The following is a 25,406-nucleotide window of genomic DNA, read 5'->3' on the forward strand; positions in this document are numbered from 1 at the left end:
ATAGACGTCCAAGCCTAAATCCCTGTTTCGAGGATTTTAAGTAGGGAGGGGTACCCCGGAGAGGAGTACCCCGATGCCTCCCAGCTAAGCCGATGCCGAGTTCGTGCCGGCCAACTGCCGCAGCACGTACTGCAGAATCCCGCCGTTCTGGTAGTACAGAATCTCCTGCGGCGTATCGATCCTCACTGTTGCAGAAAACTCCATCGTCCTGCCCAGGTCCGACTCCGCAAACACTGTAACCACCTTGCCATCGGCAAACTTGTTCTCGAGCATCGCCTTCAACTCACCCCTCTCACCGACGGCAAACACCTCCTCGCCCGAAAGCCGTAGCGATTCGACATTCTGCCCCGGCATAAACTGCAGCGGCAGAATCCCCATCCCCACGAGGTTCGAACGATGAATCCGCTCATAGCTCTCCGCGATCACAAAACGGATCCCCAGCAGCCGCGGCCCCTTCGCTGCCCAATCGCGCGACGACCCCGACCCATACTCCTTACCCGCCAGAATCGCCAGCGGAGTCTTCCGCTTGGCATACTCCACACTCGCGTCATAGATCGACATCGGCACATCGTCCGGCAGCAGCCGCGTCACGCCTCCCTCGGTCCCCGGAGCGAGCCTGTTCCGCAGCCGCACATTGGCAAACGTCCCACGCACCATCACCTCATGGTTCCCGCGACGCGATCCATAGCTGTTGAAGTCCGAAGGCTTCACCCCATGCTCGGTCAGATACTTTCCAGCAGGCCCATTCTGTTTAATCGAACCCGCCGGTGAGATATGATCCGTCGTGACCGAATCGCCCAGCACAGCCAGCACTCTCGCCCCATGAATATCCTCCACAGGAGCAGGCGTAGCCGGCATCCCATCAAAGTAGGGGGCCTTGCGAATGTAGGTCGAATCCGGCTCCCACCCATACGTCTCCCCGTCGGGAAACTTCAGGCTCTGCCAGTTCTGGTCGCCATCCGAAACAGTGCTGTACTGGCGCCGAAACATCTCCGAATCGATCGACGAATTCACCGCAGCAGAAACCTCACTCTGCGTCGGCCAGATATCCTTCAGATAAACCGGCAGCCCTTCCTTGTCACGCCCCAGCGGATCCGTATCGAAGTTATGTGCAATGTGCCCCGCCAGCGCATACGCCACCACCAGCGGCGGACTCATCAGATAATTTGCCCTCACCTCCGGCGAAATTCTTCCCTCAAAGTTCCTGTTCCCCGACAGCACCGACACAGCCACCAGCCCGTTGTCTTCAATCGACTTCGAAACATCCGTCGGGAGCGGCCCCGAGTTCCCAATGCACGTCGTACATCCATACCCCACAACTTGGAACCGCAGCTTGTCGAGATACGGCATCAACCCTGCTTTCACGTAGTAGTCCGTCACCACACGAGATCCCGGCGCCAGCGAAGTCTTCACCCATGGTGGCGTGCTCAGCCCTTTCTCCACGGCCTTCTTTGCAAGCAAACCCGCCGCCATCATCACATACGGATTCGACGTATTCGTGCAAGACGTAATCGCCGCAATCACAATCGATCCATGGTCGAGATACTTATCCGGATCCACTCCAAACCTCGTCCGAATCGACACATGCGGAGCCTCAAGCTGCGGCAGCTTCTCATCCCGAATCGTAATCACCTGCACCACCGGAGCCTCCACCACCGGCGCCGAAGCCCCAACGCTGCTGCTCAAATCACCCGACGCAGAGGCCGTCCCGCCCTCTCCCTCCCATCGCACCATCTGCCGAATTACATTCTTATTTCCATTCGGCCCCAGCAGCGACGGCAGCTGTTCCTTGAAACTCTCCGCCGCACCCGACAGCGCAACCCGATCCTGCGGCCGCTTCGGTCCCGCCACACTAGGCTCCACCGTCGCAAGGTCCAGCGAGATCGTAGCCGAGTACACCGCCTCCTTCGACTCCGCCGTATGAAACAGCCCCTGCTCCCGGTAGTAGGCCTCCACCAGCGCAATCTGCTCCTCTGGCCGTCCCGTTAGCCGCAGATATCGCAGCGTCTCCGCATCCACCGGAAAGATCCCGCACGTCGCTCCATACTCAGGAGCCATATTCGCAATCGTCGCGCGATCAGCCAGCGGCAACTCGGCAATCCCCGGCCCATAGAACTCCACAAACTTCCCAACCACCCCCAGCTTCCGCAGCATCTCGGTCACCGTCAGCACGAGATCGGTCGCCGTCGTTCCTTCCTTCAACTTGCCCGTTAGCCGAAACCCGACCACCTGCGGCACCAGCATGCTCACTGGCTGTCCCAACATCGCCGCCTCTGCCTCAATACCGCCAACGCCCCAACCCAGCACACCAAGCCCATTCACCATCGTCGTATGCGAATCAGTTCCAACTAGCGTATCGGGATAAGCAAACAGCTTCCCCTGCGCATCCGGCTGCGTCGTAAACACCACCCGCGCCAGGTACTCCAGATTCACCTGATGACAGATCCCCATCCCCGGCGGCACCGCAGAAAAATTATTGAACGCCGTCTGCCCCCACTTCAAAAACGCATACCGCTCGCGGTTCCGCTGAAACTCCAGCGCCGCATTCAAGTCATACGCCCGCTGCGTCCCAAACTCATCCACCTGCACCGAGTGGTCGATCACCAACTCCGCCGGCTGCAGCGGATTGATCTTCTCCGGATCTCCACCCAGCGCCTTCATCGCATCACGCATCGCGGCCAAATCTACCACCGCAGGCACGCCAGTAAAGTCCTGCATCAACACACGAGCAGGCATATAAGCAATCTCGCGCGAAGGCTCTGCATTCGGATCCCAGCAAGCAAGAAACTGAATATCATCCGCAGTCACCGTGCGGTCGTCCTCATGTCGCAGCAGGTTCTCCAGCAAAATCTTCAGCGAAAACGGAAGCCGTGTCAGATCGACTCCCGCGCCCTCCAGCGACTTCAGGCGAAACAGGTCATACGTGGTCTTACCGGATGTAAGCGTAGCTTGGCTCTTGAACGAATCAGGGTGCGTTTGGGTCGGCATGGTATCTTCTCCGAGGTGCGCTGTAGGAAGCGCGATGGTAAAGGGCCGGGGTCGCAACTTCGAGCCGCAAATGTAACGGCTGAAGCCTATCAAGTTTTCAGGGGAGGGGTAAAACTAGAAGCAGCGTCCGCGGTCAGGGCGACCGTGGCGAAAGCGCTTCGTGTTGGGAAGGCTGCCTGCCATGCAAACAATTTTACTGCGATCCCGGCCTTCGCGCGTAGCCTCGTCTTCACTTCCATCTTCAAGACAAATCTCAAAATCAGATCGCCGAACGCCTGCCCCTCCTAAAGTAACGACACACCCTCTAAAGTACTGAGGCTTTAGCCCCAAGACCTCCTCATCGAGCCTCGTCTTTGTTAGTGTCATCACCAATCACAAACGATATTTCCTTAAATGTGCATCTCAATTCGTAACTTCGTGTTTACACGGGTAGCTGGTAAGAGGAGACAGGCGGTATGAACAAACTATTTCCCAGGTATCTTTTAGGAATTTCGCTCGGCATCACATCTCTAGCAGGCGCTGTAGCCATCTCCGGATGTCACAAGGGAGCTGAGCCGGCGGCCATCCCCGACAACGCAGGCCCCGACCCAACCGACGCCAACATGGCGCCCGTCGATAACAGCCAGCCCCAGGCCGCCCCCGCCCCCGCACCGGCCCCACAAAGCAGAGTCCTCGGCATCCGTTCGCAGGCGCAGCCCCAACAGAGCAGTCAGCAATATGCTCCTCAGGCCCCACCGCCGCAGAACGAGGCGTACACCGCCGCTCAAACCGCGCAGCCTGCTGCTAGCAGCGGTGCCGACTACGACGACAACTACAACTACAACGCCCCTCCCCCCTCAGACGATCAGGTAGACGCCGGCCAGCAGGCCATCGAAGAAGCCAACGAGCCGCCTCCGCCGCTCCCTGTCTACCAGCAACCCGAAGCTCCCGCGCCCAACTATCTCTGGACCCCCGGCTACTGGTCGTATGCTCCCGTCGGCTACTACTGGGTCCCTGGCGCATGGTGCGCTCCGCCCTTCTACGGCGCCCTTTGGACACCCGCCTACTGGGGCTTCTTCGGCAACCGCTACATCCTGCACCGCGGCTTCTGGGGTCAGCACATCGGCTTCTACGGCGGAGTCAATTACGGCTACGGCTACACCGGCAACGGCTACCACGGTGGCTACTGGCAGGGTAATAACTTCTACTACAACCGCTCCGTCAACAACATCAACACCACGCGGATCACCAACGTCTACAACCGCACGGTCATCGTGAACAACACGACCATCAACAACAATCGCGTCTCCTACAACGGCGGTCGCGGCGGCATCAACGTACGCCCGCAGCCAGCCGAGATCGCAGCCAACCGCGGCCCTCGTGTTCCACCCATGACCACGCAGATTCAGAACCAGCGCGAAGCCGCACAAAATCGTCAGCAGTTCTATAACGTGAACAAGGGCCGTCCTGCCTTGGTCGCATCCCCTCGTCCCATCGCGGCAGTCGCCCGCCCCATCCCCGCCGCGCTTGTGCAGCCAAACCGCCCCGGCGTTCCTGAAAACCGTCCCGGCCAACCGGTAACTCGCCCCGGCGAGACCAACCGCCCCGCCGTTCAACCGGATAACCGCCCAGCCGTCCAGCCCGTTCGCCCTGGCCAACCGGAAAACCGTCCGGCCATCCAGCCTACCCGCCCTGGCCAAACTCCTCAGCCTGAAACTCGGCCGGGCCAACCCCAAACCCGACCGGTTCAACCCAACCAGCCGCAGGTACGCCCAACGCAGCCTGAGACTCGACCAACTCAACCCAACCAGCCTCAGGTCCGCCCAACGCAGCCTGAGACTCGACCAACTCAACCCAATCAACCTCAGGCACGCCCAAACCAGCCTGAGACTCGCCCAGTCCAACCCAACCAACCTCAGGTACGCCCAACGCAGCCTGAGACTCGCCCAGTCCAACCCACGCAGCCGCAGGTACGCCCGACTCAGCCTCAGAACCGTCCAGTTCAACCGGACAATCGTCCAGCCCAGCCTCAGGCACGTCCCACCCAGCCCGAAACCCGGCCCGTTCAACCTCAGTTCCAGACCAGACCGGTCCAACCCCAACCCCAGTCTCGCCCTGCTCAGCCGCAGACTGAAGTAAGGCCCACTCAACCGCAGTCCCGTCCCGAGCAGCAGTCGCGCCCGCCTCAACAACAGGAGCGGCCAAGCCAGCCCGAGCCACGGCCACAGAACATATCTCGCCCGGCACCACAACAGCCTCGGCCTCAACCGCAGCAAAGGCAGGTCTCAGCACCCAGACCGCAGCAATCCGAGCCACACCAGGAGGGGCATCCTCACTAGTACCTAACAACCCAGAGGTACAGAACACCCGGTGAGCCTCTTCACCGGGTGTTGCTTCTTCGCCTCTCACTCGGCAGGCCCGGCAAACAGAATAAGATTCCCGTCCGGATCCCTGACGATGAACGTCCTGGCTCCCCACGGCTCCTTCTTCAGCGTCTGATGGAAAGGCACATCAGCAGCCTGATACATGAGGAAGAGCTGCTTGATCTCCTCCACGCTGGCTACCGTAATCGAGGCTAAAACCAAATCCTCGCGCTCCCGGATGTCTCCCGCATCGCTCACGGCAAAGACAGGCTCATCCACATGCCGCAGCGCAAGCTTCACTTTGTCCCGGCTGACCTGTCCATAAAAGGGCGGATCTCCATAGACAAAGTCCACAGCAAACCCAAGCCTGCTCGCGAAGAACTCACAAGAGGCGTTGATGTCTCGAACGAACAGATGTGCGGCAACTGAATTGAGCACTGGCTGAACCTTGCTCATTGGTGGAACGGCGTTTTGTTTCGTTGGTTGGCTCACGGTGTCGGCTCCAGTCCTGAGCGCCTGCCATCCCGCAAACCCCTTCTCACGCGCCACCAGCTCCTGCGCATCAGCCAGCTTGAACTCTGCCGCCAGGATCTCCGGATCGGAGAGCTGACCGAATCGAGGCAAGTACTCGCGAATGATGGCTGCGACCGGGTAATACCGCTCACGGTGCCATCGCAGATACTGTTTGGCCTGTTTCCTGAGGTTTTCGAGATTCGACATCGGCGCAATTTGAAGGTCACATACTGTAGGTGGGCATTGCCCTTTGGACCTGCACCGATGCGCCTACGCCGCGATCCTAGATTGTCGCGCCCAGTCCGGTTTGTCAACCAAACTCAGGATCGGGACGTGTTCATAAGACGTTGCAGGTCACACCAGCGATGGAGGCTGGACTGACCGATCACATCTGGAGTCCAGAAAATTTGGCTGCGCTTGCCCCAGAGAACGAAGCCAGGAAGCGCGGCTCATATAATGAGCGCAGCTCGATATGAAACCACTATTCACCGCAACATTTTCGGTCGCGTTTGTGGCTTACATTATCCCGTGCATAGCGAGTTTCATTCCGGGATTCGACATAAGTTTGCTGGCTCGTCCCAGTTTCGTGCTGTCGGCGGCATGGTTCTTACTATTGGCTGTAACCCTGTTTAGGTGCAGGTGGCGAGGCCTATGGGCGCTGATCGCACTTCCCCTCGTTATCTTTTGGCCCTGTTTTTTCTCGCTACTCTCTGCCTGTCGTCAGAACGTCAACAATTGTCCATAAATTTCAAACTAAGACACTACCCAGGATCGGGGGAGTATCTCAGTTTGGACTTTCGCTCACCGACCCAAAGTGGACCATCCGCGTCGACGCAGTCCGTCACGCGACTAAGCCGGAACGTACGTCAACCGAATCACGTCACCCGCGATTCGATCGCTGCCCACAAGGCGGAGCCGCGACCGGGGGCCGGCGAAGAACGGCTTGCCACTCCCAAGCACGATAGGGAAGAGATAGAGTCGATACTCATCGATAAGACCAGCCTCGGTCAGGCTCTGCGCCAGGTCTGGTCCGCTAACATATATCTCGCCCGTCTGCTCAGCCTTCAGTTTGCGTATCTCCGTCTCGAAGTCATCCGCAACAAGCGTGGCGTTGGGGCCAACTGACTTGAGGGAACGCGACACGACCCACTTCGGCTTGCTCTGCCACGCAGCCGCGAACTCGCGATCCTCCGCGTCCCAATCAGGAAGATCTTCGTCCCAATAGCGCATGATCTCGTACGTGCGACCACCGTAAACGAAGCCAGTCGCGTCGCGCACCAGCCCAATGAAGTGACGGAAGGCCTCAGGCGGAGGCGGCCCAATTTGCATGTGGTCCACGTAGCCATCCAGTGACTGATTCAAGCCGAAGACAAGTTTCGCCATGCTGCAAATCTCCTTCTTAGGTTCTTCAGAACACCTTGCGCAGACGTCGCGCGGAGGCGAGGTTGAACCCTATCTGCGCGCCGCATTGTCAGTGACCTCTCACTGGAGCGCAGCTTCCCAATCCCGAGATGCAAACTGAGACGCTACCCAGAATCGAGTCGCCCCGAAAGTCTGTCAAGCCCCCAAAGTGCGAAAACCCGCGCCAGTCCTGCACATTCGCGTGGCGTATTAGTTCTGCTCCATCCGGTAAAATGAATACAGAGATCAGAAAGCCCCGGGAGATATTCCGGGGCTTTTAGCTTTAAAGCAGCTGTCACCTATAACCCGTTTGTTTAGACGTATTTAGCTGTAACCCTTTTAGAATGACATTTTTGCGGGGAGCAATTTTCGTAAATATTTGCAAATAAAAGGCTTGCGACCACCTACCAGGGGGGTACCCCCCCTGGGCAAACAAGCGGCTATTGCCCAAGCGCGATCTGTCCCAGGAGCACCACATTCAGGGTCAGGATAATACCCACCGCGCACCACCCCGCCACCCGTGTCCTGCGCGTACTGACGAAGCTCCGCATCACCGAAGCGCGGTTGGTCAGCAACAGCAAAGGAATCAGTGCAAACGGCAGCGTAAAGCTCAGCACCACCTGCGACAGAATCAGAATCTTCAGCGGATCGAGTCCGACTGCAATCACCACCAGCGCCGGAATGATCGTAATCAGCCGTCGCAGAAAGATCGAGAACTTGATGTCGAGAAACCCTTCAATAATCACCTGTCCCGCCATCACCCCAACCGTCGAAGAAGAGAGGCCCGAGCACAGCAGAGCCACCGCAAACACCGTCGCCGACAGCGGCCCCAGCAGCGGCCCCAGCGTCCGATACGCCTCCTCGACGTCCGGTGCATGGCCGCCATGCACAAACGCCACCGCCGCCATCACAATCATCGCTGAGTTGATCAGCCACGCTCCATTCATCGCAACGAAGACATCGATCAGCTCAAACTGCAGATACTTCCGGCGCCGCGACTGCCCATCCACCCGCGGCAGCTTCACCATCTCCTCTCGCCGCGGTTGCACCAGCGCCGAATGCAGGTAAACCACATGCGGCATCACTGTCGCACCCAACATCCCGACCGCGGCATACAGACTGCCATGCATATCCCTCGGGTCCAGCGTTGGAACCAGCGTATGAAACGCCGCACGCTTCCAATCCGGATGCACGAGGAACACCTCAAACCCATAGCAGAGGCCAATGATCCCGACGAACGCCATGATCCCGCGCTCCAGCCACTGGTACCCCGCAAGATCCAGAGCCAGAATCAGGAACACCAGCACCGCCGAGACAGTTGCCGCCGCAAACAGGCTCGATGTCCTGGACCACCCATGCGCAAGCAGCACTGGCCCAAACAGCAGATACAACCCCAGCGCCGCTCCCAGAAACTCCGCCAGGTCGGTCGCGATTGCAGAAACCTCCGCCGCCACCCACAGAAACAAGGTCATCGGGCGCGAAAAATGCTTGCGGCAGTTCTGCGGCAACGTCAGCCCGGTCACGATCCCGAGCTTCGCGGAAAGATACTGGATCAGGATCGCCATCGCATTCGACCACAGCAGCACCCACAGCAGCCGGTATCCATACTGGCTCCCACCCAGAATGTTGGTCGCAAAGTTTCCCGGATCGATGTAAGCCACCGAAGCCACAAACGCCGGGCCAAAGTAGGTCCACATCTCATTCCGTCGAAACCCAGGGAAAAAACCCTTGGTCGGAGCCGCGACTGGACTCGTCGCAGCAGCCTTGGCCGCAGAAGAACTCGACACATCTCCAGACAGATCCAAATCCGCCATCCTCTTCAGTATAGAGATGTCACGGCAAGCCGCCGCACACAGTCGCGCCCGAATGCGGCAAGATAGAAGTATGAAGGTTCTGGTAATCGGTGGTGGTGGTCGTGAACACGCGTTAGTCTGGGCTCTCCGCAAGTCGTCTCAGGTCACAGAAGTCATCTGCGCTCCCGGCAACGGAGGCATCGCTCAGCTCGCCCGCTGCATCCCCTGCGATCCAGCGAACCTGCACGAGATGGTAAACATTGTCGCCATCGAACAGCCCGCCCTCACGGTAATCGGCCCGGAACTCCCCCTCGCTGTAGGCGTGGTCGACGAGCTCACCCGGCGCGGCCATCGCGTCTTCGGCCCCACGCAAGCCGCGGCCCAGCTCGAGACCAGCAAAGCCTTCGCCAAAGAGTTCATGCAGCGCCATGTCATTCCCACCGCAGCCTACGGCATCTGCACTACACTCGAACAGGTTCGCGAGGAGCTGCCACGCTTCACCGTTCCTGTCGTCGTCAAAGCTTCCGGCCTCGCCGCTGGCAAAGGCGTCGTTATCTGCCAGACCCACCTTCAGGCGGAAGAAGCTGCTGCCCAGATGTTCAGCGGCGTCCTCCTCGGCACGGCTGAGCAGGAAGTCATCCTGGAGGAATTCCTCACAGGAGAGGAGCTCTCCTTCTTTGCCCTCTGCGACGGCACACACGCCATTGAGATCGCGTCCGCACAGGACCACAAGCGCATCGGCGAGGGCGACACCGGACCCAACACCGGCGGCATGGGAGCCTACTCCACCGACGGCATCGCCACCCCGGCCATGCGAAGCTGGCTCCTCCACAACGTCGCGCAAAAGGTAGTCGATGGCATGCGCTCCGAACGCGAACCTTTCAAAGGAATTCTCTTCTGCGGCATCATGATGTCCCCGCGTGGCCCAATGGTCCTCGAGTTCAACACCCGCTTCGGCGACCCCGAAACAGAAGCCATTCTCCTCCGCCTCGAGACAGACATCCTCGACCTCTTCAACGCCGCTATCGACGGCACCGCCAACCAACTCTCCATCGCAATGCGTCCCGGAGCGAGCGTCTGCATCATCGCGGCCAGTGGCGGCTACCCTGGTAAGTACGCCTCCGGAAGACCCATCTCAGGCCTTCCTGCAAAAGACGACCAGCCCGCCGAGGACGTAGTAGTCTTCCACTCCGGCACTGCTCTCAAAGAAGGAAAAATCACCACCGCCGGAGGCCGTGTCCTTGCTGTCTCCGCCTTCGCCCCAGAGCTCCAGACTGCCCTCGATAAGGCTTACACAGAACTAGCTAAGATTTCTTTCGAAGGAATGCAGTTCCGCCGCGACATCGGCCACCGCGCTCTGCGATAGACGTAACTTCATGAGCAACTCCGGATAAAACAAAGGATAAGATTTTGAATGAACCCAAACTCACCGCCCGCGACCTGATTTCCTGGGTCGAGAAGACCTCCAACGGTTGGCGTAACCTCCTGGCAGTTCATCCAGAACTACTCGATGTCCCTTGCGACATTACGAACGTCCAGACCGTAGCTCAGCTTTTACAGCACATCGTAGCGGTGGAGCTCCGTTACACAGAACGCCTGGCCGATCTGCCCGCGACTGACTACGCCAACGTTCCCTACGATTCAGTCGAGCGAATATATACCACCCACGACCACGCCTTCGCGTTCCTCCAGAAGCTCCTCGACTCTGAAATGAACTGGGACGAACCGATTGAGTTTTCTACTAGGATGATGGGGCCAGCCCGATCCACACGCAAAACCATTCTTTTTCATCTACTCCTGCACAGTATTCGGCATTACGCACAACTCGCCACTCTGGTACGCCAGCAAGGCATCAAGCCCGACTGGGCAATGGACTATCTGCTTATGAATGTCGAGGCCGTCTAAACTCGATTAACACTCGCAAACAAGTGACCAATTACTAATCGTCGCCGTGATAGTCAAGCGGAGATCTTTGCACGAATTTTGACAAAGGTCCGACCACAAGCTAGAGTGGTCTCCCATGCGCAGAGCTAGCTCCTTTCTCTATCTCGTATCGACAATTTGCCTCTCTCTTTCGATCTGCAACTCTGCTCATGCGCAGCAGCGTCCAGCCATCACTGGTATCGCCTTCGTCCGCATGTACACCGCCGATCCCTCGGCGTCCGCCAACTTTTACAGCAAAACTCTCGGCTACGGTCACGCCGATGACAAGGGCATCACACGCTATTCGGTCAACGATCTACAGTGGCTTGAAGTAGAACCGCTCCCCTCACCTGCTCCCGCTAGTCGCCAAGCCGCGGTCGCATTCACCACCCGCGATGCCGGGGCACTTGAGCGTTACCTGAAAGCTCACGGCATCGCTGTCGTGCAGCCATTGGCCCATGGCGCCTTCGCAGTCCATGATCCCGAAGGCAACCTCGTCTACTTCGTTCAGGAGGGAACCAAGATTCCCGGCCTACCCATCCCTTCGCCGAATGCTCCCTCTCATCGCATCATCCACACGGGCTTCCTTGTCCGGGATGCTGCAGTCGAAGACCACTTCTATAAAGATCTCTTAGGCTTTCACCCCAACTGGCATGGTGGGATGCACGAAGGCGAGACCGATTGGGTCAGTGTCCAGGTTCCAGACGGCAGCGACTGGCTTGAGTACATGCTAGAGGCCGGGCCCAACCCGTCCGCCAAGGTGCTTGGTGTCGTCAATCATTTTTCTCTCGGCACTAATCACATGAGCGACGTAGTTCAAGCTCTCGCCCGCAACCACTGCGAAGGCTCCAACTGCACTAAGACACAGATGGGCCGCGACGGGAAGATCCAGCTCAACCTCTTTGACCCAGACCTCACGCGCGTCGAGTATATGGAGTTCTTGCCCACTGGCACGCCGTGTTGCTCGCCAATCGTAGGCAAGGCTCCCACCGAAGTAGAGAACCGCTAGCCGGGATTCATCCCGCGTGACTCTCTTAGCATCGCCGCGATGGCGAGTACGAACACTCTTTGCAATCTCTGCAAAACGTATGATTCATCCGGTGCGCGCATATCATCAGCACGCTACCCGTCATCGTCACGGCAACCTCGTATTCATGCGATGGCAATCGGGTTCCCCAGAACGCTCCTGCGAAGATAAATCCCAGTCCTAACACCATCAGCCCGAGAATACGGCGCCGCCCATGCGTGCGAAAACCACGCACCAGTGCGAGCGCGCCCAGTGCCGCGATCCCGACTGCCAAGGTACGATGAGTTCGTTCCTCCCCCGGAATCAGATGAGCCAGCACGACAGACATCGACACCAGAACCGGCGTTAGAACACAATGCACCACGCAGAAAGCGGAGGCCCAGATGCCAAGCTTGTCTGCAGAAAAAGTAGAAGTACGCAAATAGGTATTCATGAACGCGGCATCTTTCAGGAGGTGAAATGGAAAAATAAAATCGTCATTCAAAATACGCTAATGAAAATTCATTATTATTAGATGATAACACCTCTCAATTGCTTGTCCTGTTCGGCGAAACACAACGATCGCCTCACGTGTTTCGGCGTTTTCATGAGAGTAAAAGTGTGGATTAGTTGTTGCTTGCTCTGATGAATTGGCAGATGCTGTTGAGTATGTTTGCTCTAATTCGTTCCCCGCACGCTATGCTGTGCGGATTTGTTCTGGGTTTGATGTTGTTGGGTGGGACCGGCGTGATGGCCGGGGTACAGGTGGGAACCGAGACCCAACGTGTGTTGGACGAGGCGGCAGTGGGGACCTCGAATACTGACTCCGGGCAGGAGACAAGAACACAGAGGCCTACGAGCACACCATACTCAGGGGATCTTTCCATCTTCGAGTATCCGGATCGGGATAAGAAACTGCAGATCGATCGAGTGATGGATCTACTGGGAATTGTGCCGGGGAAGAACGTTGCAGACATTGGCGCAGGCTCTGGCTGGTTTACCCTTCGGGCGTCGCGTAGAGTTGGGCCAACCGGAGTGGTGATCGCGGAGGATATCAACCCACTGGCAGTTGAATATATCGGCAAGCGTGCTCTCAAGGAGAACCTGACGAATGTCAGAACGGTGCTCGGCAGCTCCGATGACCCGAGACTACCTTCCGGGAGCGTAGATGCTGTGCTGATGCTGAAGGTCTACCACGAGATTGCGCATCCGGTACCGACGATGAAGGTGTTGCAGCAGGCCCTGAGGCCTGGGGCAAAGGTGGGGATTATCGATCGCAATGGGAATGGCGCGGATCATGGATTGAACCACGATGTAGTCGTGAAAGAGATGGGTGAAGCGGGTTACAAGCTGGTGGGAACCTATGACTTTACCAAGGCGGATGGTCAGGACTACTTTCTGATCTTTCAGGCGCGTTGAGACAACTACCTCTTGCGCACGGTGCTGACGAAGCTACGCTAGGCGAGGAAAACCAAAGCAGCCGGGTGCATAAAAGCCCGAGCAGCACTCGGCTTTTAGTGTTTGAGGCAGAAAAATTATTTGTGCGCCGTGGTCTTTGGCTTGGATGCTGCAGGCGCGGGGTTCTCGGCGATTGCGGTGTCCAGCATCGCATAGAGCTGAGTGACGTCATTCACTTGTGTGTAGCCTTTTTGCGTAACGATGAAGATGCTCGGGGTCTGGGTAAGACCGACCCTTTCGCCCAGGGTATAGTCGGCGCGCACCTCGGCGGCGAAGAGACCGTTCGGGTCGATGACGAACGGCATCACACGACCGTGAGATTGAAAATATTTTTGCGTGAACGTGTTGAGGTCGTCCTTTGAGGCGATTGAAGTCTGATTCGCGAAGACGGCGCGCCGGTACTCTTCTGCGGCCTGGGGGGAGATCTTATCCTGGATATAGCGAGCTGTGACGGCAGCGTCAAAGCTCCAAACATGCATCTTTAGAGGGAAGTCGTGGCGGACGAGCGGAATTTTGTACTTGTCGATAGCCGCATGGACGATTGGGAACGCACGAGCGCAGGCTGGGCATTCAAGATCCTCGAACTCGAAGATGGCTACCCTTGAGCCGGCAGGCGCCCGAAGCATCGAGGTATCTTTGAAGGCAGTTTGGGCCAGGGCGGGGATGCTCGTCGGGACGATGATCAGCAGAGCAGCGGCTAGAAGAATGCGGTTCATAAAGGTAAGACGCATAGAGTTATCTTTCGTATTTTAGCTGAGGGTGGTGGTGTACGGAGCTCAAAGCGCAATTGAGCGGTTTTTGGCATCATTTATGCATCGGAGACCGGGTATGGCACTCTAATAAGAGAGCATGACAGTCTTGACAGGAATCTTTGCAAGTGCGAAAGCGCGATGGCAGGCACCGGTGTGGCCGTTGGCGTTGGTTTTGTGCGCGCCGATAGCTGGCGCCCGAGCGCAAAGTGCTGCGGATCTACCGCCGGCGCCGGTGCCGAACGTAGTAAAGCTTCAGGGCGGCGTGGAGGTGGAACAGGCTACGCCAGGCGCCTTGCCGCTCAGCCTGGACGATGCGATCGCTCGTGGTGAGAAGCGTAACCTGCAGATGCTGTTGGTGATTCAGAACCGGCGGCTGGTCCATGGCGAACTTTTGACGGCAGAGAACAGTTTGCTGCCCAGCCTGACAGCAAAGGGGCAGATTTCGGCGCAACAGATTAATCTGGCTGCACTGGGATTTAAACCAGGAGCACTAGCCAACTTCAATTTACCGCCGGGATCTATTACTGAGATTGTGAAAGTGAATACGGCTTCGGCTCAAATGAATTTGGACCAGCAACTCTTCAATGCGCCCGCATATTTCCTGTACCGATCGGCGCAAAAAGCACAGAAGGTAGCTGATCTTTCGACACTGAATCTGTTAGGCGGTGTGACTCTGGAAGTGGGAACTCAGTACCTGCTCGCCGTCGCTGATGCGTCGCAGATCGAAAATGCGCGGGCGCTGGAGAAAGCCGATGAAGTCGCTTACCAACAAGCGAAGGCCTCACACGAAGCAGGCGTAGGGACGAATTTGGATGAGTTGCGGGCTAGGGTGCAGTTGCAGACGCAGCAGCAAGCACTGATCAATAACGAGAACGCCTTTGCGAAGGACAAGATCGCACTGAATCGTATGATCGGGCTGCCGGCTGACCAGGAGATTACCCTGATCGATGCGGCCCCATATGCGGAGTATGCGGAACTGCCCATTGAAGACGCGAAGAAACTGGCGTACCAGCGGCGGAAGGACCTGCTGAATCTGCAGGCGCAGTTAGAGGTGGCAACGCAGGCACGTAAGGCGGTTCGAGCGGAGTATCTGCCAGTGATATCGTTCAACGGATACTATGGGGTTCTCGGCGAAATTGGATCGCTCTATCACGGTGTGTTTGCCGCTACCGGTAAAGTCAGTGTGCCGGTGTTTCAGGAAGGTCAGCTGCGTGGGGAGCGTGAGGTAGCGGACGCCCAGGTCGTTGCCCTCCGGCAGCAAATCGAATCGCTGAGAGTATCGATTGAGCAGCAGATTCGGGCCAGCATGTTGGATGTAGAGTCGTCGAACCAGCTGGTGAAGGTCGCGCGGAGCAACGTTGATCTTGCAACTCAGGAGTTGCAGGATGCGACGGATCGGTTTTCCGCCGGGGTGGATGACAACTTACCAGTTGTGCAGGCGCAGGCGACGCTGGCAGCGGCGCAGAGCAGACTCGTTGACACTCTCTATCAATACAACCAATCGAAGTTATCGCTGGCGCGAAATACTGGCGTGGTCGAGAGTCAATACAAGGTCTATCTGGGCCGTTAGTCTTATTAGGGATCGCCTTCGCAACCGATTGATACCTGCGTGTATTGACATCACACCTCCAGTGCCGCGGCATGAACCGGCGCGCACTTGAGCAAAGCACGGGCACATCTCCTGCCAGATGGTGACATCTCCGTAACGGAAGTGTGAAAACATAGGCTATGGCGGATGGTTCGGAGCGAAGGAATCTGGCGGCAGGGAAGGACTATCGCTCGGCGTTCAAGTCGCGTGACTTTCGGCTGTATCAGGCGGCGCGGTTGATGGTGATTCTGGGGGCAGAAGCGCAGTCGGTTGCCGTTGCGTGGCAGGTATATGCGTTGACGCACTCGGCGCTCGATCTCGGATACACGGGCCTCGCGCTCTTTCTGCCTGGGTTGTTTGTAATGTTGGCAGCGGGGCATGCGGCGGACCGGTACGACCGCAGAAAGATCATCCTGCTCTGTTATGGGCTGCAAGCCTGTTGTACTGCGGTGTTGCTGTGGTTGTCGTTGAGCGCGACCGCTCTGCAGCATGGCCGAATATGGCCGATCTACGCAGTGCTGGTGGGCATCGGTTTGGGCCGGGCGTTCAGCGGGCCAGCGGCGAGCGCAATGCTGCCCAGCTTGGTGCCAAAGGAAGACTTTGTGAATGCGGTCACCTGGGGCGCAACTGTCTATCAGATTGCAAATATGTCAGGCCCGGCAGTGGGAGGAATCCTGTTTACACTGCCGTTGGCAGGCGCCGCTGCCATGTGCAACGGAGCACCACTTGTGTATAGCTTCACGCTGGCGATGTTGTTGGGTTTCATTATTCTCGTCAGCATGATTCGCGCGAAGATGGTGACCGAGAAAAAGGCGTTCAGCATGAAGACCGTGCTCGCCGGACTTGAATATGTTTGGCGAGCGAAGTTGCTGCTGGGATCAATCTCACTGGACCTGTTTGCCGTTCTTCTGGGGGGAGCGACAGCGCTTCTGCCGATCTTCGCCACCGATATTCTCCACGCTGGACCGCGCGGATTGGGTCTGCTGCGGGCGATGCCTTCGGTGGGGGCGCTCGCGGTTTCGCTCACGATGGTCGTGCGGCCGATCAAACGCAAAGCCGGCCTTACGATGCTGATATGCGTCGGTATCTTCGGTGCTACGACGGTCGTGTTCGGGTTGTCAAAGAGCATCTGGTTGAGCGCGGCGGCGCTGGTGATCGTGGGCGCAAGCGACATGGTAAGCGTGGTAGTTCGTTCGAGCGTGCTGCAACTGGCGACGCCGCCGGAGATGCGCGGTCGCGTGAGCGCGGTGAACTGGTTGTTTATTGGAGCATCGAACGAATTTGGCGAATTTGAAAGTGGTCTGACAGCCCACTGGTGGGGTGCAGTACGGGCGGTGGTGATCGGCGGTATTGGGTCGATGCTGGTAACGGCTTCGGCTGCGGGACTATTTCCTCAGTTGCGCAGGGCCGATGCTTTAACAGCAGAGGCGTTGATGGAACCGCAGCTCGAGTTGAGCATGGCTGAGCCGGTAGATTAGAGTTCAGTGGTTCTGATTTTGATCCATAAACGAGGGCTGAGGAGATTCGATGGAGAATGGAGCAAAGGCAGCGATTGGAGCCACTGTAGTGCTAATTCTGGCGGTGGGTGTTCGAGTGGGGATGATCTACCGTGAACGGAATGCGCCGGATAACTCGGTGAAGGCTCCTGCGCGCGAAGTGATTCCCGCTGATGACCTGGTTTTTTTGAAGCATAAGCGACCGGACACGCTGAAGGACATCAAGGATTTAGCAGGGACGACGGTGTGGGTCTCGGCTGGCGGCCAGCTCGAGTACTATCCGTTCGTTGGGCACGCAGCCCAGTATGGCAAAAGCGCAGGTACACTGCTGGGCGCCGAGCCGCTTGTTGTGAAGGATGCGATCGAGCAAGTCGCTCCGAAGGCAGCGACGTTTCGGATTCCGGGTGGAGACAAGCAGGTGCTGCTCGTATTCACCCGGCCCGATGCCGCGGGCGATACCAAGGAGTATGCGGTTCCAATTGGGTATCGGCAGGCTGGCGCGTACACCTTTTATACGGACGAGATTTTCTTCTATGACGATCCGCATGAGCTCTACAAGCACTGGGGACCAGAAATCTGGAAGGCTGTGGATGCGCATCAGGTCATTCTTGGGATGAACGAACGACAGGTGGAGCTCTCTCTCGGGCAGGTGAGCAAGAGTACGAGCAAAGACTACGGGAACCGGATGGTGGTGTTTGCGAACCTCGGCAAGCCGATGGCCGTGACGTTCACGAAGAACAAGGTGACCGCGTTCCGCGCAGACCAAGGATATTAATCCTCCCATCCTAGCCTGATTTGATGGATTTCAATAGATTTCAAAATTAATTTCGACATTGAGCTCGACAAGAACCGGAATACCGTTCTGTGTGGCGGGGGAGAAAGTGTACTTTTGTACAGCCGCGAGAGCTCGTTCATCAAGCCCCATTCCCAGCGCATGAACGATGGACATATTTGTTACGGTGCCATCTGGCTCGAGGTGAAAATTTACTACGACGACGCCACTGTATTGGAGTCTACGTGCGAAATCGTTGAACGTTGGTTCTTTTGCATGCAATAGTTTGGGTGCTTTAATTGCGCCGCCAACGCGGGCCGGTTTAGGAACAGGCGCTTGTTGGCTCGTTTGTTCTGCGGTGGAAGCGTCTGACTCGACTATTGGAGTGAAGTATTTCAAAGCATAGGGCCTCCAATACGACGGCATCGACGGAATTAAGTTGGGAAGACCATTAACGAAGACGGCATCTAGAGCAGGGCCATAATCGCCCGTCGGACTGGCTGCGACTTCTAGATGAATAGATTCGTCCTGTTGACTTCCTATTTTTCCTGCGTTAAGCGGAACGCGGAATTGCTCGTCATCTTTCAACTCGAGACCGATACGCCGACCATCGAGAATGAGCTTATCCTGCTTAAGATGGGCATCTTTGAACTCGAAGCCGCAGAGAGTAAAGGCGACAACGCTGGACTTCTCCCTGAGAGTTCCGGCGGAGTCGAAGTGTAGCTTGTCGTCGCCCCAGCAGCCACGTAAAAAGAGTGGCTGGTTCGTCAGTCTCGTCTTGATGTCGGCTTCGGTCGATTGCGCTTTGAGGGCAGGTATGAAACTACAGGCGAACAAAAACACAAAGATGGAACAAGCGCGAGACGAACGCAGGATCGTGAGCATGAGTTCAAATCTAGACGAGAAACAAATTTGCAGAAACAACAAAGATGAACGACGGGTCTGCCAACAACTCAGCCTGTGTTGCGGAGGCCTGCGCTGATGCCGTTGATAGTGGCAGAAATGGCACGGTCGAGTTCGGGGGAGTCGGGTTCGTTGTTGACGGCAGCGGTGCGCTTGCGGCGGATTAGCTCGACTTGGATAAGCGACATGGGATCGACGTACGGATTGCGAAGACGGATGGAGCGCTCGAGGACAGGGTTCGTTTGCAGGAGCGACTTTTGCTTCGTGATCTCGAGGATCATGCGGTGCGTGAGGTTAAACTCGGCTTCGAGCGTGGTGAAGACGCGGTCGCGGAGGGCTTCGTCTTCAACGAGTGAGGCGTAGAGGCGGGCGATGCCGAAGTCGGCCTTGGCAAGGGCCATCTCGACGTTGCGAATGATGTCGAGGAAGAGAGGGAAGTCGCGGGCCATTGTCTGTAGCTGAGCGAGGCCGTCCGGTGTGGACTGAATGAAGTGATGGAGCGCATGACCTACGCCGAAGTATGCGGGGACAAGCTGTCGGGACTGCATCCAGCCGAAGACCCAGGGGATGGCGCGAAGGTCCGCCATGGATTTTTTACCGCTGCGTTTGGCAGGGCGGGAGCCAAGGCGAGCATGTTCGAGTTCCGCAACAGGGGTGGCTTGTTCGAAGTAAGTGAAGGTGTCGGAGTTGTCGACGATGTGTTCGCGATAGAAGGCGTACGACGTGGCTGAGAGTTGGTCTAGGGCAATCTCCCACGCAGGAAGAATTTCGCCAGTCAGATGGGGAATTTTGTTGCCGTGCTGCAGCAGTGCGTCGGGACGGGCCAAGGCGTCGAGGCTTGCCGCGATCATCAGTTCTAGATTGCGCTCGGCGAGGATGACGTCGGAGTACTTCCAGTTGAGGACTTCGCCCTGTTCGGTGATGCGGAGCTCGCCGGTGAAGCTGTTCATTGGTTGAGCGAAGATGGCGCGATGGGTAGGGCCGCCGCCGCGACCGACGGTTCCTCCGCGGCCGTGGAAGAGGCGGAGGGTGATGCCGCAGTCGCGTGCTACTTCGTGAAGGGCGCGGTGAGCTTTGTAGATCTCCCATGTGCTGGTAATCATGCCGCCGTCCTTGTTGGAGTCGGAGTAGCCGAGCATGACCTCTTGATGGTGGTTCCAACTTCTTAAGAGCGGACGGTAAGCCTCGCTTGTCCAGAGCTCGCGCATGATAGCGGGGGCGTTCTGGAGGTCCTCAATGGACTCGAAGAGTGGGACGGGCTGGAGGCCAGGATCGTCGCTCTGATCGTCTTGGCCTAATGAGGTCGCTTCGACTTTGACTCCACCAAGGCGCGCAAGCCAGAGGACGTGAAGAACGTCTTCAGCGCTGGTGGCGCCACTGATGACGTACTGACGAATAGATTCGGGCGAGTACGTCTGCTTTAGTGCGGCGATGGTGCGGAACGTATCGAGGACTTCGGCGGTCTGTTCGGTGAGCGCAGGTGGTAGGGTCAGCGACTTAGCCGAGCTAGCCTCGGTCCATGCGGAGATTTCGGCGACGGCTGCGGCGTGGACGCGCGCGTGTTGCCGGATGTCGAGCGTCTGCAGATGCAGACCGTAGGTACGGACCTCCATCAGAAGCGGGTCGATGAGCATCTGGGCGAGACGCGGACCGTTGTTCTCGATGAGCGAAGTGCGGAGGGTGGTGAGGTCAGAGAGTAGGTCCGCAGATCGAGTGTAGGGAGTGAGCGCAGGGTTCGCAGGAACAGGGACGGCGGACTGCGGTGTGGCGCCCAGACGCATCATGACGCAAGCGATGAACAGGCGGATCGATTCGTGTGGGAAACGCTCTTCGAGGGCGTTCTGACCGGCGGTGCGGAGTTGGGTGAGGTAGCGATCAAGCAGGGCGGTGATTTCGGTGGAGACGGGGACCTGCTGGGTGGAGCTGGCGAGCTGCTCGAAGACGTTTTGCAGACGGCGGCGATAGTGAGTGAGGAGGAGAGAGTGCGCCATCGCGAGGGCTTCACGTGTGGCCTGCGGAGTAACGAAGGGGTTCCCGTCGCGGTCGCCGCCGATCCAGGAACCGAAGTGGATGAGCCTTGGCAGCTCGCAGATGGACGGTGGTGATGCCTCTAATGATGCCGCAGATCCTGCGGGAGCGCATGGATTGGTGTTGGGATATTCAGCGGCGATTGCTGCGGCGACTTCGGAATAGAGGACGGGGAGGGTGTCGAAGAGGCTGGACTCGTAGTAATCGAGGGCCATGCGGATCTCGTCGCGAACGGTGGGGCGGGCGCTGCGAACGTCGTCTGTCTGCCAGAGAGCGGTAATCTCGGCAAGAAGATCGCGCTCGAGAGCTTCGAGTTGTGGCTCGGGGACGGGGATGCGGTCGAGTTGTTCGAGGAGGTCCGAGATGCGGCGGCGCTTGAACATGACGCTGCGGCGGGCGACCTCGGTGGGGTGTGCGGTGAAGACGGGCGAGACGCAGATGCGTCGGAGAAGGGAGTGAACTTCGTTTGCGGAGATGCCGGCCTGGCGAAGACGGCGGAGAGTTCCGCGAAGGTCGCCGCGCTGGATGGCGCTGGGCGGGGATGCGGTCTGATTGAGCTGCAGAGAGAGCCGTCGGCGCTTGCGATGGTTGGTCTCGGCGAGGTTGATGAGCTCGAAATAGAAGCCGAAGGCGCGGGCGAGCTGATAGGCGGCGGCGAGCTCGAGAGTGTGAACGCGCGCGAGTGCCTGCTGCAGGTGAGCGGTGGCGTCGGCTTGGTTTGCCGCTCCGTTCTGCGGTGCTTCGGCCTCGCGGCGTGCGATGGCGGTTCGGCGAAGTGCCTCAACGGCTTCGTAGAGCGGGTCGCCTGCCTGTTCGCGAAGAACCTCGCCGAGGAGCATACCGAGCGATCGGACGTCGCGGCGTAGGGGGGCTTCTTTGAGCTCGCCGGTTGGGGCCTGGAGTTCGGCGAGGCGTTGGGGCCAGTCGGTTGGAGACCACAGGGACGGCATGTATTGATTATGCCTTGAAGGAAGTAGATGAGAGTGGGTTGGCGGCTTATCTTCGGTTGTTGGCTCGGGTATTGCACCGTTCCCGGCGGGGAACCCAGAAATGGGGTTAGAGTTGCTGCGTCGAGAACGATAATCAAGCGGGCTGGTATAAGTGTTTTATGCCATGAGGGCGAGCGCAAGGAGGTTTAGCGCCTGCGGTGAGCGAACTTCAGCGCAGACCAGTCGCCGTCGATGGAGCACACCTTGTAGTCGACCAAACCAGACGCCAGGGCAGCGTCGCGGACGTGATTCTGGTTGAAGTCGACGCGGTGTTTAGGCGTACGCTTTGGATGGGCGATCCAGACAGAGGCTCGCTTTGGTAGCCGAACGGTAAGCAAATCGAGCGTCGCGGCAAGGTCCTCGAGCGATCGGATAAAGCAGAGGGCAAGGTTGGTCTTTGGGGTGATGTGGGGGAGTAGCGTTGTGCCCTCTGGTATATCGCCGAGGAGTTCTTCGAAGCCGTCGGGCGCGGCGATGGCGGCTACTTGCATATCTTCGCCGACGCCCAATTTCGTAAGGAGCGGTGTTGTCGAAAAGTCGCGAGGCGGCGCGATGGCAGGCACGGACGGCGGATGTTTCAGAAGCGCTGCCAACGCCTTTGGCACTTCAGGCCAGGCAGCGTAGGCGGCATCGGGATTTTCGCTGCGGATGCGCTCCATCTTTTCAGGCACGCCTCCGGCGAAGAGGATGGGGATGTGTCGCGCGGACTTGCTGGAGCGAAGTACAAGAGCGATCTCACGCGACTTTGAGGGGAGCTTGTCGAATACTAAGGCGGCCGGGTTGAGATGTATGAACTCCCCCACTACGCCTGAGGCGCTGATCAGAGGTGCTGCATCGACTCGCAGGCCAGAGCGCTTAACGCTGGCGGCCTTTGTTTTGACATCATCGTGCCAGGAGAGAAGCTTGATGGTCTTCATGGCATTTCGTCTAGGCAAAGAGTGAGATTAAAGTGTGTTGTCTTGTGTGCATTGTAGACCTTCGCACCAAATTCAATGGATCTCAGCTGGTGATGTAAGGAGTGATCTAACTTTCGAAGCGGGCCTTTTAGAGAGCAGCGGCGCGACAGAGTGGTTCTTTGCGGATTTCGTTGAGCAGTGGCGTGGTCAAAAAGTCGACAGAGTTGTTGCCGAGCGTGAGTCGGAACGTGGGGAGAGCCGACAGATAGCGGAGATAGTAGCTGATCTCCTCAAGGTTGTAGGAGCCGGAGCCCGGGGAGTTGTAGCGGTACTGCCCTGGAGTTTGAGTTGGGACTTCCCACTGACGGCGGACGGGCTTGACGTGGGTGTAGCCGATGAAGTCCATGGTAAGGAGGACCTTTTCGGTGCTCGGAGGAAAGAGATCGTCTTCTGAGGTTCGGGTCCAGGGCGGGTAGAACGCCAGGTCGGTTGCACCTCCGAAGTTGGCGAAGACCTCGAAGTAGGATCTGCCGTTCGGTCGCTGGGTGCATTGGGCGATCAGTGTCGGTGGAGGCGTAGGTGGTGGGTTGTCCGTCGGGCTATGAAGCGATCCAGTGAGGATGAGCCGGACATATTGGATACGGGAGGAGGGTTCCTGTCCCGCAATCCTGTCGATCTGCGTGGGGATGGTGGTCTTTTGTGGCTGCGACTGGTCGGATTGTTGTGCGCAGAGAGCGAATGACGTGCATAGCACAGCAAACGCTACTACAGCGGGAGTGGATCCGAATGGGCTGACTTGCATGGGAACAGCGTAGCTGTCGCCGATCTATTTGAGAACAAAAAATCTATCTGTTCCAAGCTGCTTTCAAAGAACGACTAACGTCTTGATGATCTTGAGAAAGGGAGTAGAGAACCCGGAGACCTTCTACATGACCTGCGCAATCTTTTCCAGCTCCTCCTGCAGGCAGCGCAGGGAGCAGCTGAAAGACTCCATTCGGTAGGCCGCCCTGCGAGCAGCCTGCGTGGAGACGCCGTAGCCGCGGGCGACGAGAAAGCTGCTGATGAGATCGGCGGCCTGCCAGGAGTCTAGGCCCGACTTCATCAGGTCTTCGCGCAAACCGTTGAGATCGGCCTCGGTGAACTTTTCGACGTGGGCATGCTTTGCCTTTGTCATCTGCTCTTCTCCATATCGGAGTCTATCTGCTACTGCCTGTATCCGCTAAATCTTTAGACGTGATGGGCGAATCGAAGTCGCGGATCTCATACGACTACGCTTTCATCGTACCGACAAACTGCACCAACTATTGACTCTACGGATGGCCGAGGCCGGAAGTTTCAAAGACTTACCGAATCAGACAACGCGATCTGCGAGCAGTACAGGAATGCCGTCGATCAAGGGGTACCGGCGCCCGCAGCCTTGGCACGTTACCGTATCAAGTGAGAGAGCTAAAGCCTGATGACAGACTGGGCATACGAGCCAACGTAGCTCCTCTGCGCTAAGTGATCGCGCGACCATGAATCTATCTTAGCGATAGAGCGATAGATTGTCAGACGGGGACGGCCAGACGGAAGATTATCAAGCGGGACTTGCAGCATGGCGCGATACCATGGTTGAGATGACGACAACTCCACGAATTCTAGATGGTATCGCGATTGCGGGACAGATCAAAGCCGAGGTCGCGGTCGACGTTCAAGCGCTTGTTGCACGAGGCATTACCCCGGGGCTGGCGGTGATTCTGGTCGGCGACGTACCGGCTTCGCAGATTTACGTTCGCAGCAAGGTGAAGACCTGTGGCGAGTTGGGTATCTTCAGCGAGATGCTGACGCCACCCGAAAGCATTACGACCGCCGAGATGCTGGCACTGGTGGCCGACCTAGATGCACGGGAAGACATCGATGGCATTCTGATTCAGTTGCCGTTGCCGAAACACGTCGATACGAAACGGCTGCTGGAGGCCGTGTCGCCGGAGAAGGACGTAGATGGCTTCCATCCTGTGAATGTCGGTCGCTTGCAGAGCGGCCAGCCTGGGCTTGCGCCATGTACTCCAGCAGGAATTATGGAGATTTTACGGCGAAGCGATCTGCCTGTGGCTGGCCAGAATGCTGTGGTGATCGGGCGGTCGGATATTGTCGGCAAACCGGCGGCGATGATGCTGCTGAATGCTTCGGCTACGGTGACCATCTGCCACAGCAAGACGAACGATTTGGGCAAGGTTACTCGAGAGGCAGATCTGCTGGTGGCGGCCATAGGGCGGCCAGGTTTTGTGACGCCGGAGATGGTGAAGCCAGGCGCGACGATCATCGATGTAGGCATCAATCGCGTTACGGATGCGGCTGAGGTCGAGGAGTTCTTTCCTGGAAATGCGGAACGGGCCGCAACGTTTGCCAAACGCGGGTCGGTGGTCGTTGGTGACGTTCATCCCGCTGCTTTTGCGTTGTCTGGCGCGTATACGCCGGTTCCGGGTGGCGTCGGTGCGCTGACCATTGCCATGCTGATGCAGAATACCGTGACGGCGGCAAAGCTCCGGCGCGGAATTTCTCTGGAGAAGAAGTAGCCG

20 protein-coding genes are annotated in these 25,406 nt (G+C 57.8%); 9 read left to right on the forward strand and 11 right to left on the reverse strand.

The features are described 5' to 3' along the window. Positions 1–84: 84 nt before the first annotated feature. Entirely contained in the window at positions 85–2,988 is a 2,904-nt protein-coding gene (locus RBB82_RS12200) for an aconitate hydratase (RefSeq protein WP_433970747.1), read from the reverse strand. A 455-nt stretch (positions 2,989–3,443) separates the two neighbouring features. On the opposite strand from RBB82_RS12200, the gene RBB82_RS12205 reads away from it, so the two are divergent. Continuing rightward, positions 3,444–5,306, forward strand: coding sequence for a hypothetical protein (locus RBB82_RS12205; RefSeq protein ID WP_433970749.1), 1,863 nt, complete (start codon positions 3,444–3,446; stop codon positions 5,304–5,306). Positions 5,307–5,372: 66 nt separating this feature from the next. Here RBB82_RS12205 and RBB82_RS12210 read toward each other — a convergent pair whose 3' ends face one another. The 3 genes from RBB82_RS12210 to RBB82_RS12220 form a co-directional block, all read right to left on the reverse strand. Beyond that, entirely contained in the window at positions 5,373–6,050 is a 678-nt protein-coding gene (locus tag RBB82_RS12210) for a VOC family protein (RefSeq protein WP_433970751.1), read from the reverse strand. Between the two features lie 642 nt (positions 6,051–6,692). Next, complete coding sequence (locus RBB82_RS12215; protein WP_433970753.1) at positions 6,693–7,226, reverse strand: dihydrofolate reductase family protein; 534 nt, start codon at positions 7,224–7,226, stop codon at positions 6,693–6,695. A gap of 458 nt (positions 7,227–7,684) precedes the next feature. Beyond that, the gene (locus RBB82_RS12220) at positions 7,685–9,031 is read right to left on the reverse strand and encodes an Nramp family divalent metal transporter (RefSeq protein ID WP_433970754.1); all 1,347 of its coding nucleotides are present in this window, start codon (positions 9,029–9,031) and stop codon (positions 7,685–7,687) included. A 97-nt stretch (positions 9,032–9,128) separates the two neighbouring features. On the opposite strand from RBB82_RS12220, the gene purD reads away from it, so the two are divergent. The 3 genes from purD (at position 9,129) to RBB82_RS12235 (ending at position 11,969) form a co-directional block, all read left to right on the forward strand. Beyond that, a complete protein-coding gene (purD, locus tag RBB82_RS12225; protein WP_433970755.1) occupies positions 9,129–10,403 on the forward strand; it encodes a phosphoribosylamine--glycine ligase in 1,275 nt (424 codons plus the stop codon). Between the two features lie 44 nt (positions 10,404–10,447). Continuing rightward, on the forward strand, positions 10,448–10,942 hold the full coding sequence (locus tag RBB82_RS12230; RefSeq protein ID WP_433970756.1) for a DinB family protein: 495 nt from the start codon (positions 10,448–10,450) through the stop codon (positions 10,940–10,942). 115 nt (positions 10,943–11,057) lie between these two features. Then, positions 11,058–11,969: a VOC family protein gene (locus RBB82_RS12235; protein ID WP_433970758.1), complete on the forward strand. Its 912-nt coding sequence runs from the start codon at positions 11,058–11,060 to the stop codon at positions 11,967–11,969. Positions 11,970–11,994: 25 nt separating this feature from the next. On the opposite strand, the gene RBB82_RS12240 is transcribed toward RBB82_RS12235, so the two are convergent. Beyond that, complete coding sequence (locus RBB82_RS12240; RefSeq protein ID WP_433970760.1) at positions 11,995–12,471, reverse strand: MerC domain-containing protein; 477 nt, start codon at positions 12,469–12,471, stop codon at positions 11,995–11,997. Positions 12,472–12,623: 152 nt separating this feature from the next. Between RBB82_RS12240 and RBB82_RS12245 the strand changes: the two genes are divergently transcribed. Further along, a complete protein-coding gene (locus tag RBB82_RS12245) occupies positions 12,624–13,385 on the forward strand; it encodes a class I SAM-dependent methyltransferase (protein WP_433970761.1) in 762 nt (253 codons plus the stop codon). A 116-nt stretch (positions 13,386–13,501) separates the two neighbouring features. Here RBB82_RS12245 and RBB82_RS12250 read toward each other — a convergent pair whose 3' ends face one another. Next, complete coding sequence (locus RBB82_RS12250; RefSeq protein ID WP_433970763.1) at positions 13,502–14,155, reverse strand: DsbA family protein; 654 nt, start codon at positions 14,153–14,155, stop codon at positions 13,502–13,504. 118 nt (positions 14,156–14,273) lie between these two features. Between RBB82_RS12250 and RBB82_RS12255 the strand changes: the two genes are divergently transcribed. From RBB82_RS12255 to RBB82_RS12265, 3 genes are all read left to right on the forward strand, one after another. Further along, complete coding sequence (locus RBB82_RS12255; protein WP_433970764.1) at positions 14,274–15,746, forward strand: TolC family protein; 1,473 nt, start codon at positions 14,274–14,276, stop codon at positions 15,744–15,746. A 158-nt stretch (positions 15,747–15,904) separates the two neighbouring features. Then, positions 15,905–17,242, forward strand: coding sequence for an MFS transporter (locus tag RBB82_RS12260; RefSeq protein WP_433970766.1), 1,338 nt, complete (start codon positions 15,905–15,907; stop codon positions 17,240–17,242). Between the two features lie 49 nt (positions 17,243–17,291). Then, positions 17,292–18,035 carry a hypothetical protein gene (locus RBB82_RS12265; RefSeq protein WP_433970768.1) on the forward strand — a complete coding sequence of 248 codons (744 nt, stop codon included), beginning with the start codon at positions 17,292–17,294 and terminating at the stop codon, positions 18,033–18,035. Positions 18,036–18,065: 30 nt separating this feature from the next. Here RBB82_RS12265 and RBB82_RS12270 read toward each other — a convergent pair whose 3' ends face one another. From RBB82_RS12270 to RBB82_RS12290, 5 genes are all read right to left on the reverse strand, one after another. Next, positions 18,066–18,917, reverse strand: a complete 852-nt coding sequence (locus tag RBB82_RS12270) for an energy transducer TonB (RefSeq protein ID WP_433970770.1) — start codon at positions 18,915–18,917, stop codon at positions 18,066–18,068. A 68-nt stretch (positions 18,918–18,985) separates the two neighbouring features. Further along, entirely contained in the window at positions 18,986–21,913 is a 2,928-nt protein-coding gene (gene ppc / locus RBB82_RS12275; RefSeq protein WP_433970771.1) for a phosphoenolpyruvate carboxylase, read from the reverse strand. Positions 21,914–22,098: 185 nt separating this feature from the next. Further along, on the reverse strand, positions 22,099–22,869 hold the full coding sequence (locus tag RBB82_RS12280; protein WP_433970773.1) for a hypothetical protein: 771 nt from the start codon (positions 22,867–22,869) through the stop codon (positions 22,099–22,101). A gap of 127 nt (positions 22,870–22,996) precedes the next feature. After that, a complete protein-coding gene (locus RBB82_RS12285) occupies positions 22,997–23,650 on the reverse strand; it encodes a hypothetical protein (RefSeq protein ID WP_433970775.1) in 654 nt (217 codons plus the stop codon). 123 nt (positions 23,651–23,773) lie between these two features. After that, a complete protein-coding gene (locus RBB82_RS12290; RefSeq protein WP_433970776.1) occupies positions 23,774–24,022 on the reverse strand; it encodes a hypothetical protein in 249 nt (82 codons plus the stop codon). Positions 24,023–24,455: 433 nt separating this feature from the next. On the opposite strand from RBB82_RS12290, the gene RBB82_RS12295 reads away from it, so the two are divergent. After that, on the forward strand, positions 24,456–25,403 hold the full coding sequence (locus RBB82_RS12295) for a bifunctional 5,10-methylenetetrahydrofolate dehydrogenase/5,10-methenyltetrahydrofolate cyclohydrolase (RefSeq protein ID WP_433975367.1): 948 nt from the start codon (positions 24,456–24,458) through the stop codon (positions 25,401–25,403). Positions 25,404–25,406 lie beyond the last annotated feature (3 nt).

Origin of the sequence: Tunturiibacter lichenicola, from assembly GCF_051013355.1 — a bacterium.
Lineage (GTDB): Bacteria > Acidobacteriota > Terriglobia > Terriglobales > Acidobacteriaceae > Edaphobacter > Edaphobacter lichenicola_F.

What these genes read in the sequence shown, in the direction of transcription:
- RBB82_RS12250 (WP_433970763.1), bottom strand. Translation starts at nt 14,155, where the DNA reads ATGCGTCTTACCTTTATGAACCGCATTCTTCTAGCCGCTGCTCTGCTG.
- RBB82_RS12270 (WP_433970770.1), bottom strand. Translation starts at nt 18,917, where the DNA reads ATGCTCACGATCCTGCGTTCGTCTCGCGCTTGTTCCATCTTTGTGTTT.
- RBB82_RS12200 (WP_433970747.1), bottom strand. Translation starts at nt 2,988, where the DNA reads ATGCCGACCCAAACGCACCCTGATTCGTTCAAGAGCCAAGCTACGCTT.
- RBB82_RS12265 (WP_433970768.1), top strand. Translation starts at nt 17,292, where the DNA reads ATGGAGAATGGAGCAAAGGCAGCGATTGGAGCCACTGTAGTGCTAATT.
- purD (WP_433970755.1), top strand. Translation starts at nt 9,129, where the DNA reads ATGAAGGTTCTGGTAATCGGTGGTGGTGGTCGTGAACACGCGTTAGTC.
- RBB82_RS12255 (WP_433970764.1), top strand. Translation starts at nt 14,274, where the DNA reads ATGACAGTCTTGACAGGAATCTTTGCAAGTGCGAAAGCGCGATGGCAG.
- ppc (WP_433970771.1), bottom strand. Translation starts at nt 21,913, where the DNA reads ATGCCGTCCCTGTGGTCTCCAACCGACTGGCCCCAACGCCTCGCCGAA.
- RBB82_RS12210 (WP_433970751.1), bottom strand. Translation starts at nt 6,050, where the DNA reads ATGTCGAATCTCGAAAACCTCAGGAAACAGGCCAAACAGTATCTGCGA.
- RBB82_RS12245 (WP_433970761.1), top strand. Translation starts at nt 12,624, where the DNA reads ATGCTGTTGAGTATGTTTGCTCTAATTCGTTCCCCGCACGCTATGCTG.
- RBB82_RS12260 (WP_433970766.1), top strand. Translation starts at nt 15,905, where the DNA reads ATGGCGGATGGTTCGGAGCGAAGGAATCTGGCGGCAGGGAAGGACTAT.
- RBB82_RS12205 (WP_433970749.1), top strand. Translation starts at nt 3,444, where the DNA reads ATGAACAAACTATTTCCCAGGTATCTTTTAGGAATTTCGCTCGGCATC.
- RBB82_RS12285 (WP_433970775.1), bottom strand. Translation starts at nt 23,650, where the DNA reads ATGCAAGTCAGCCCATTCGGATCCACTCCCGCTGTAGTAGCGTTTGCT.
- RBB82_RS12295 (WP_433975367.1), top strand. Translation starts at nt 24,456, where the DNA reads ATGGTTGAGATGACGACAACTCCACGAATTCTAGATGGTATCGCGATT.
- RBB82_RS12280 (WP_433970773.1), bottom strand. Translation starts at nt 22,869, where the DNA reads ATGAAGACCATCAAGCTTCTCTCCTGGCACGATGATGTCAAAACAAAG.
- RBB82_RS12215 (WP_433970753.1), bottom strand. Translation starts at nt 7,226, where the DNA reads ATGGCGAAACTTGTCTTCGGCTTGAATCAGTCACTGGATGGCTACGTG.
- RBB82_RS12290 (WP_433970776.1), bottom strand. Translation starts at nt 24,022, where the DNA reads ATGACAAAGGCAAAGCATGCCCACGTCGAAAAGTTCACCGAGGCCGAT.
- RBB82_RS12235 (WP_433970758.1), top strand. Translation starts at nt 11,058, where the DNA reads ATGCGCAGAGCTAGCTCCTTTCTCTATCTCGTATCGACAATTTGCCTC.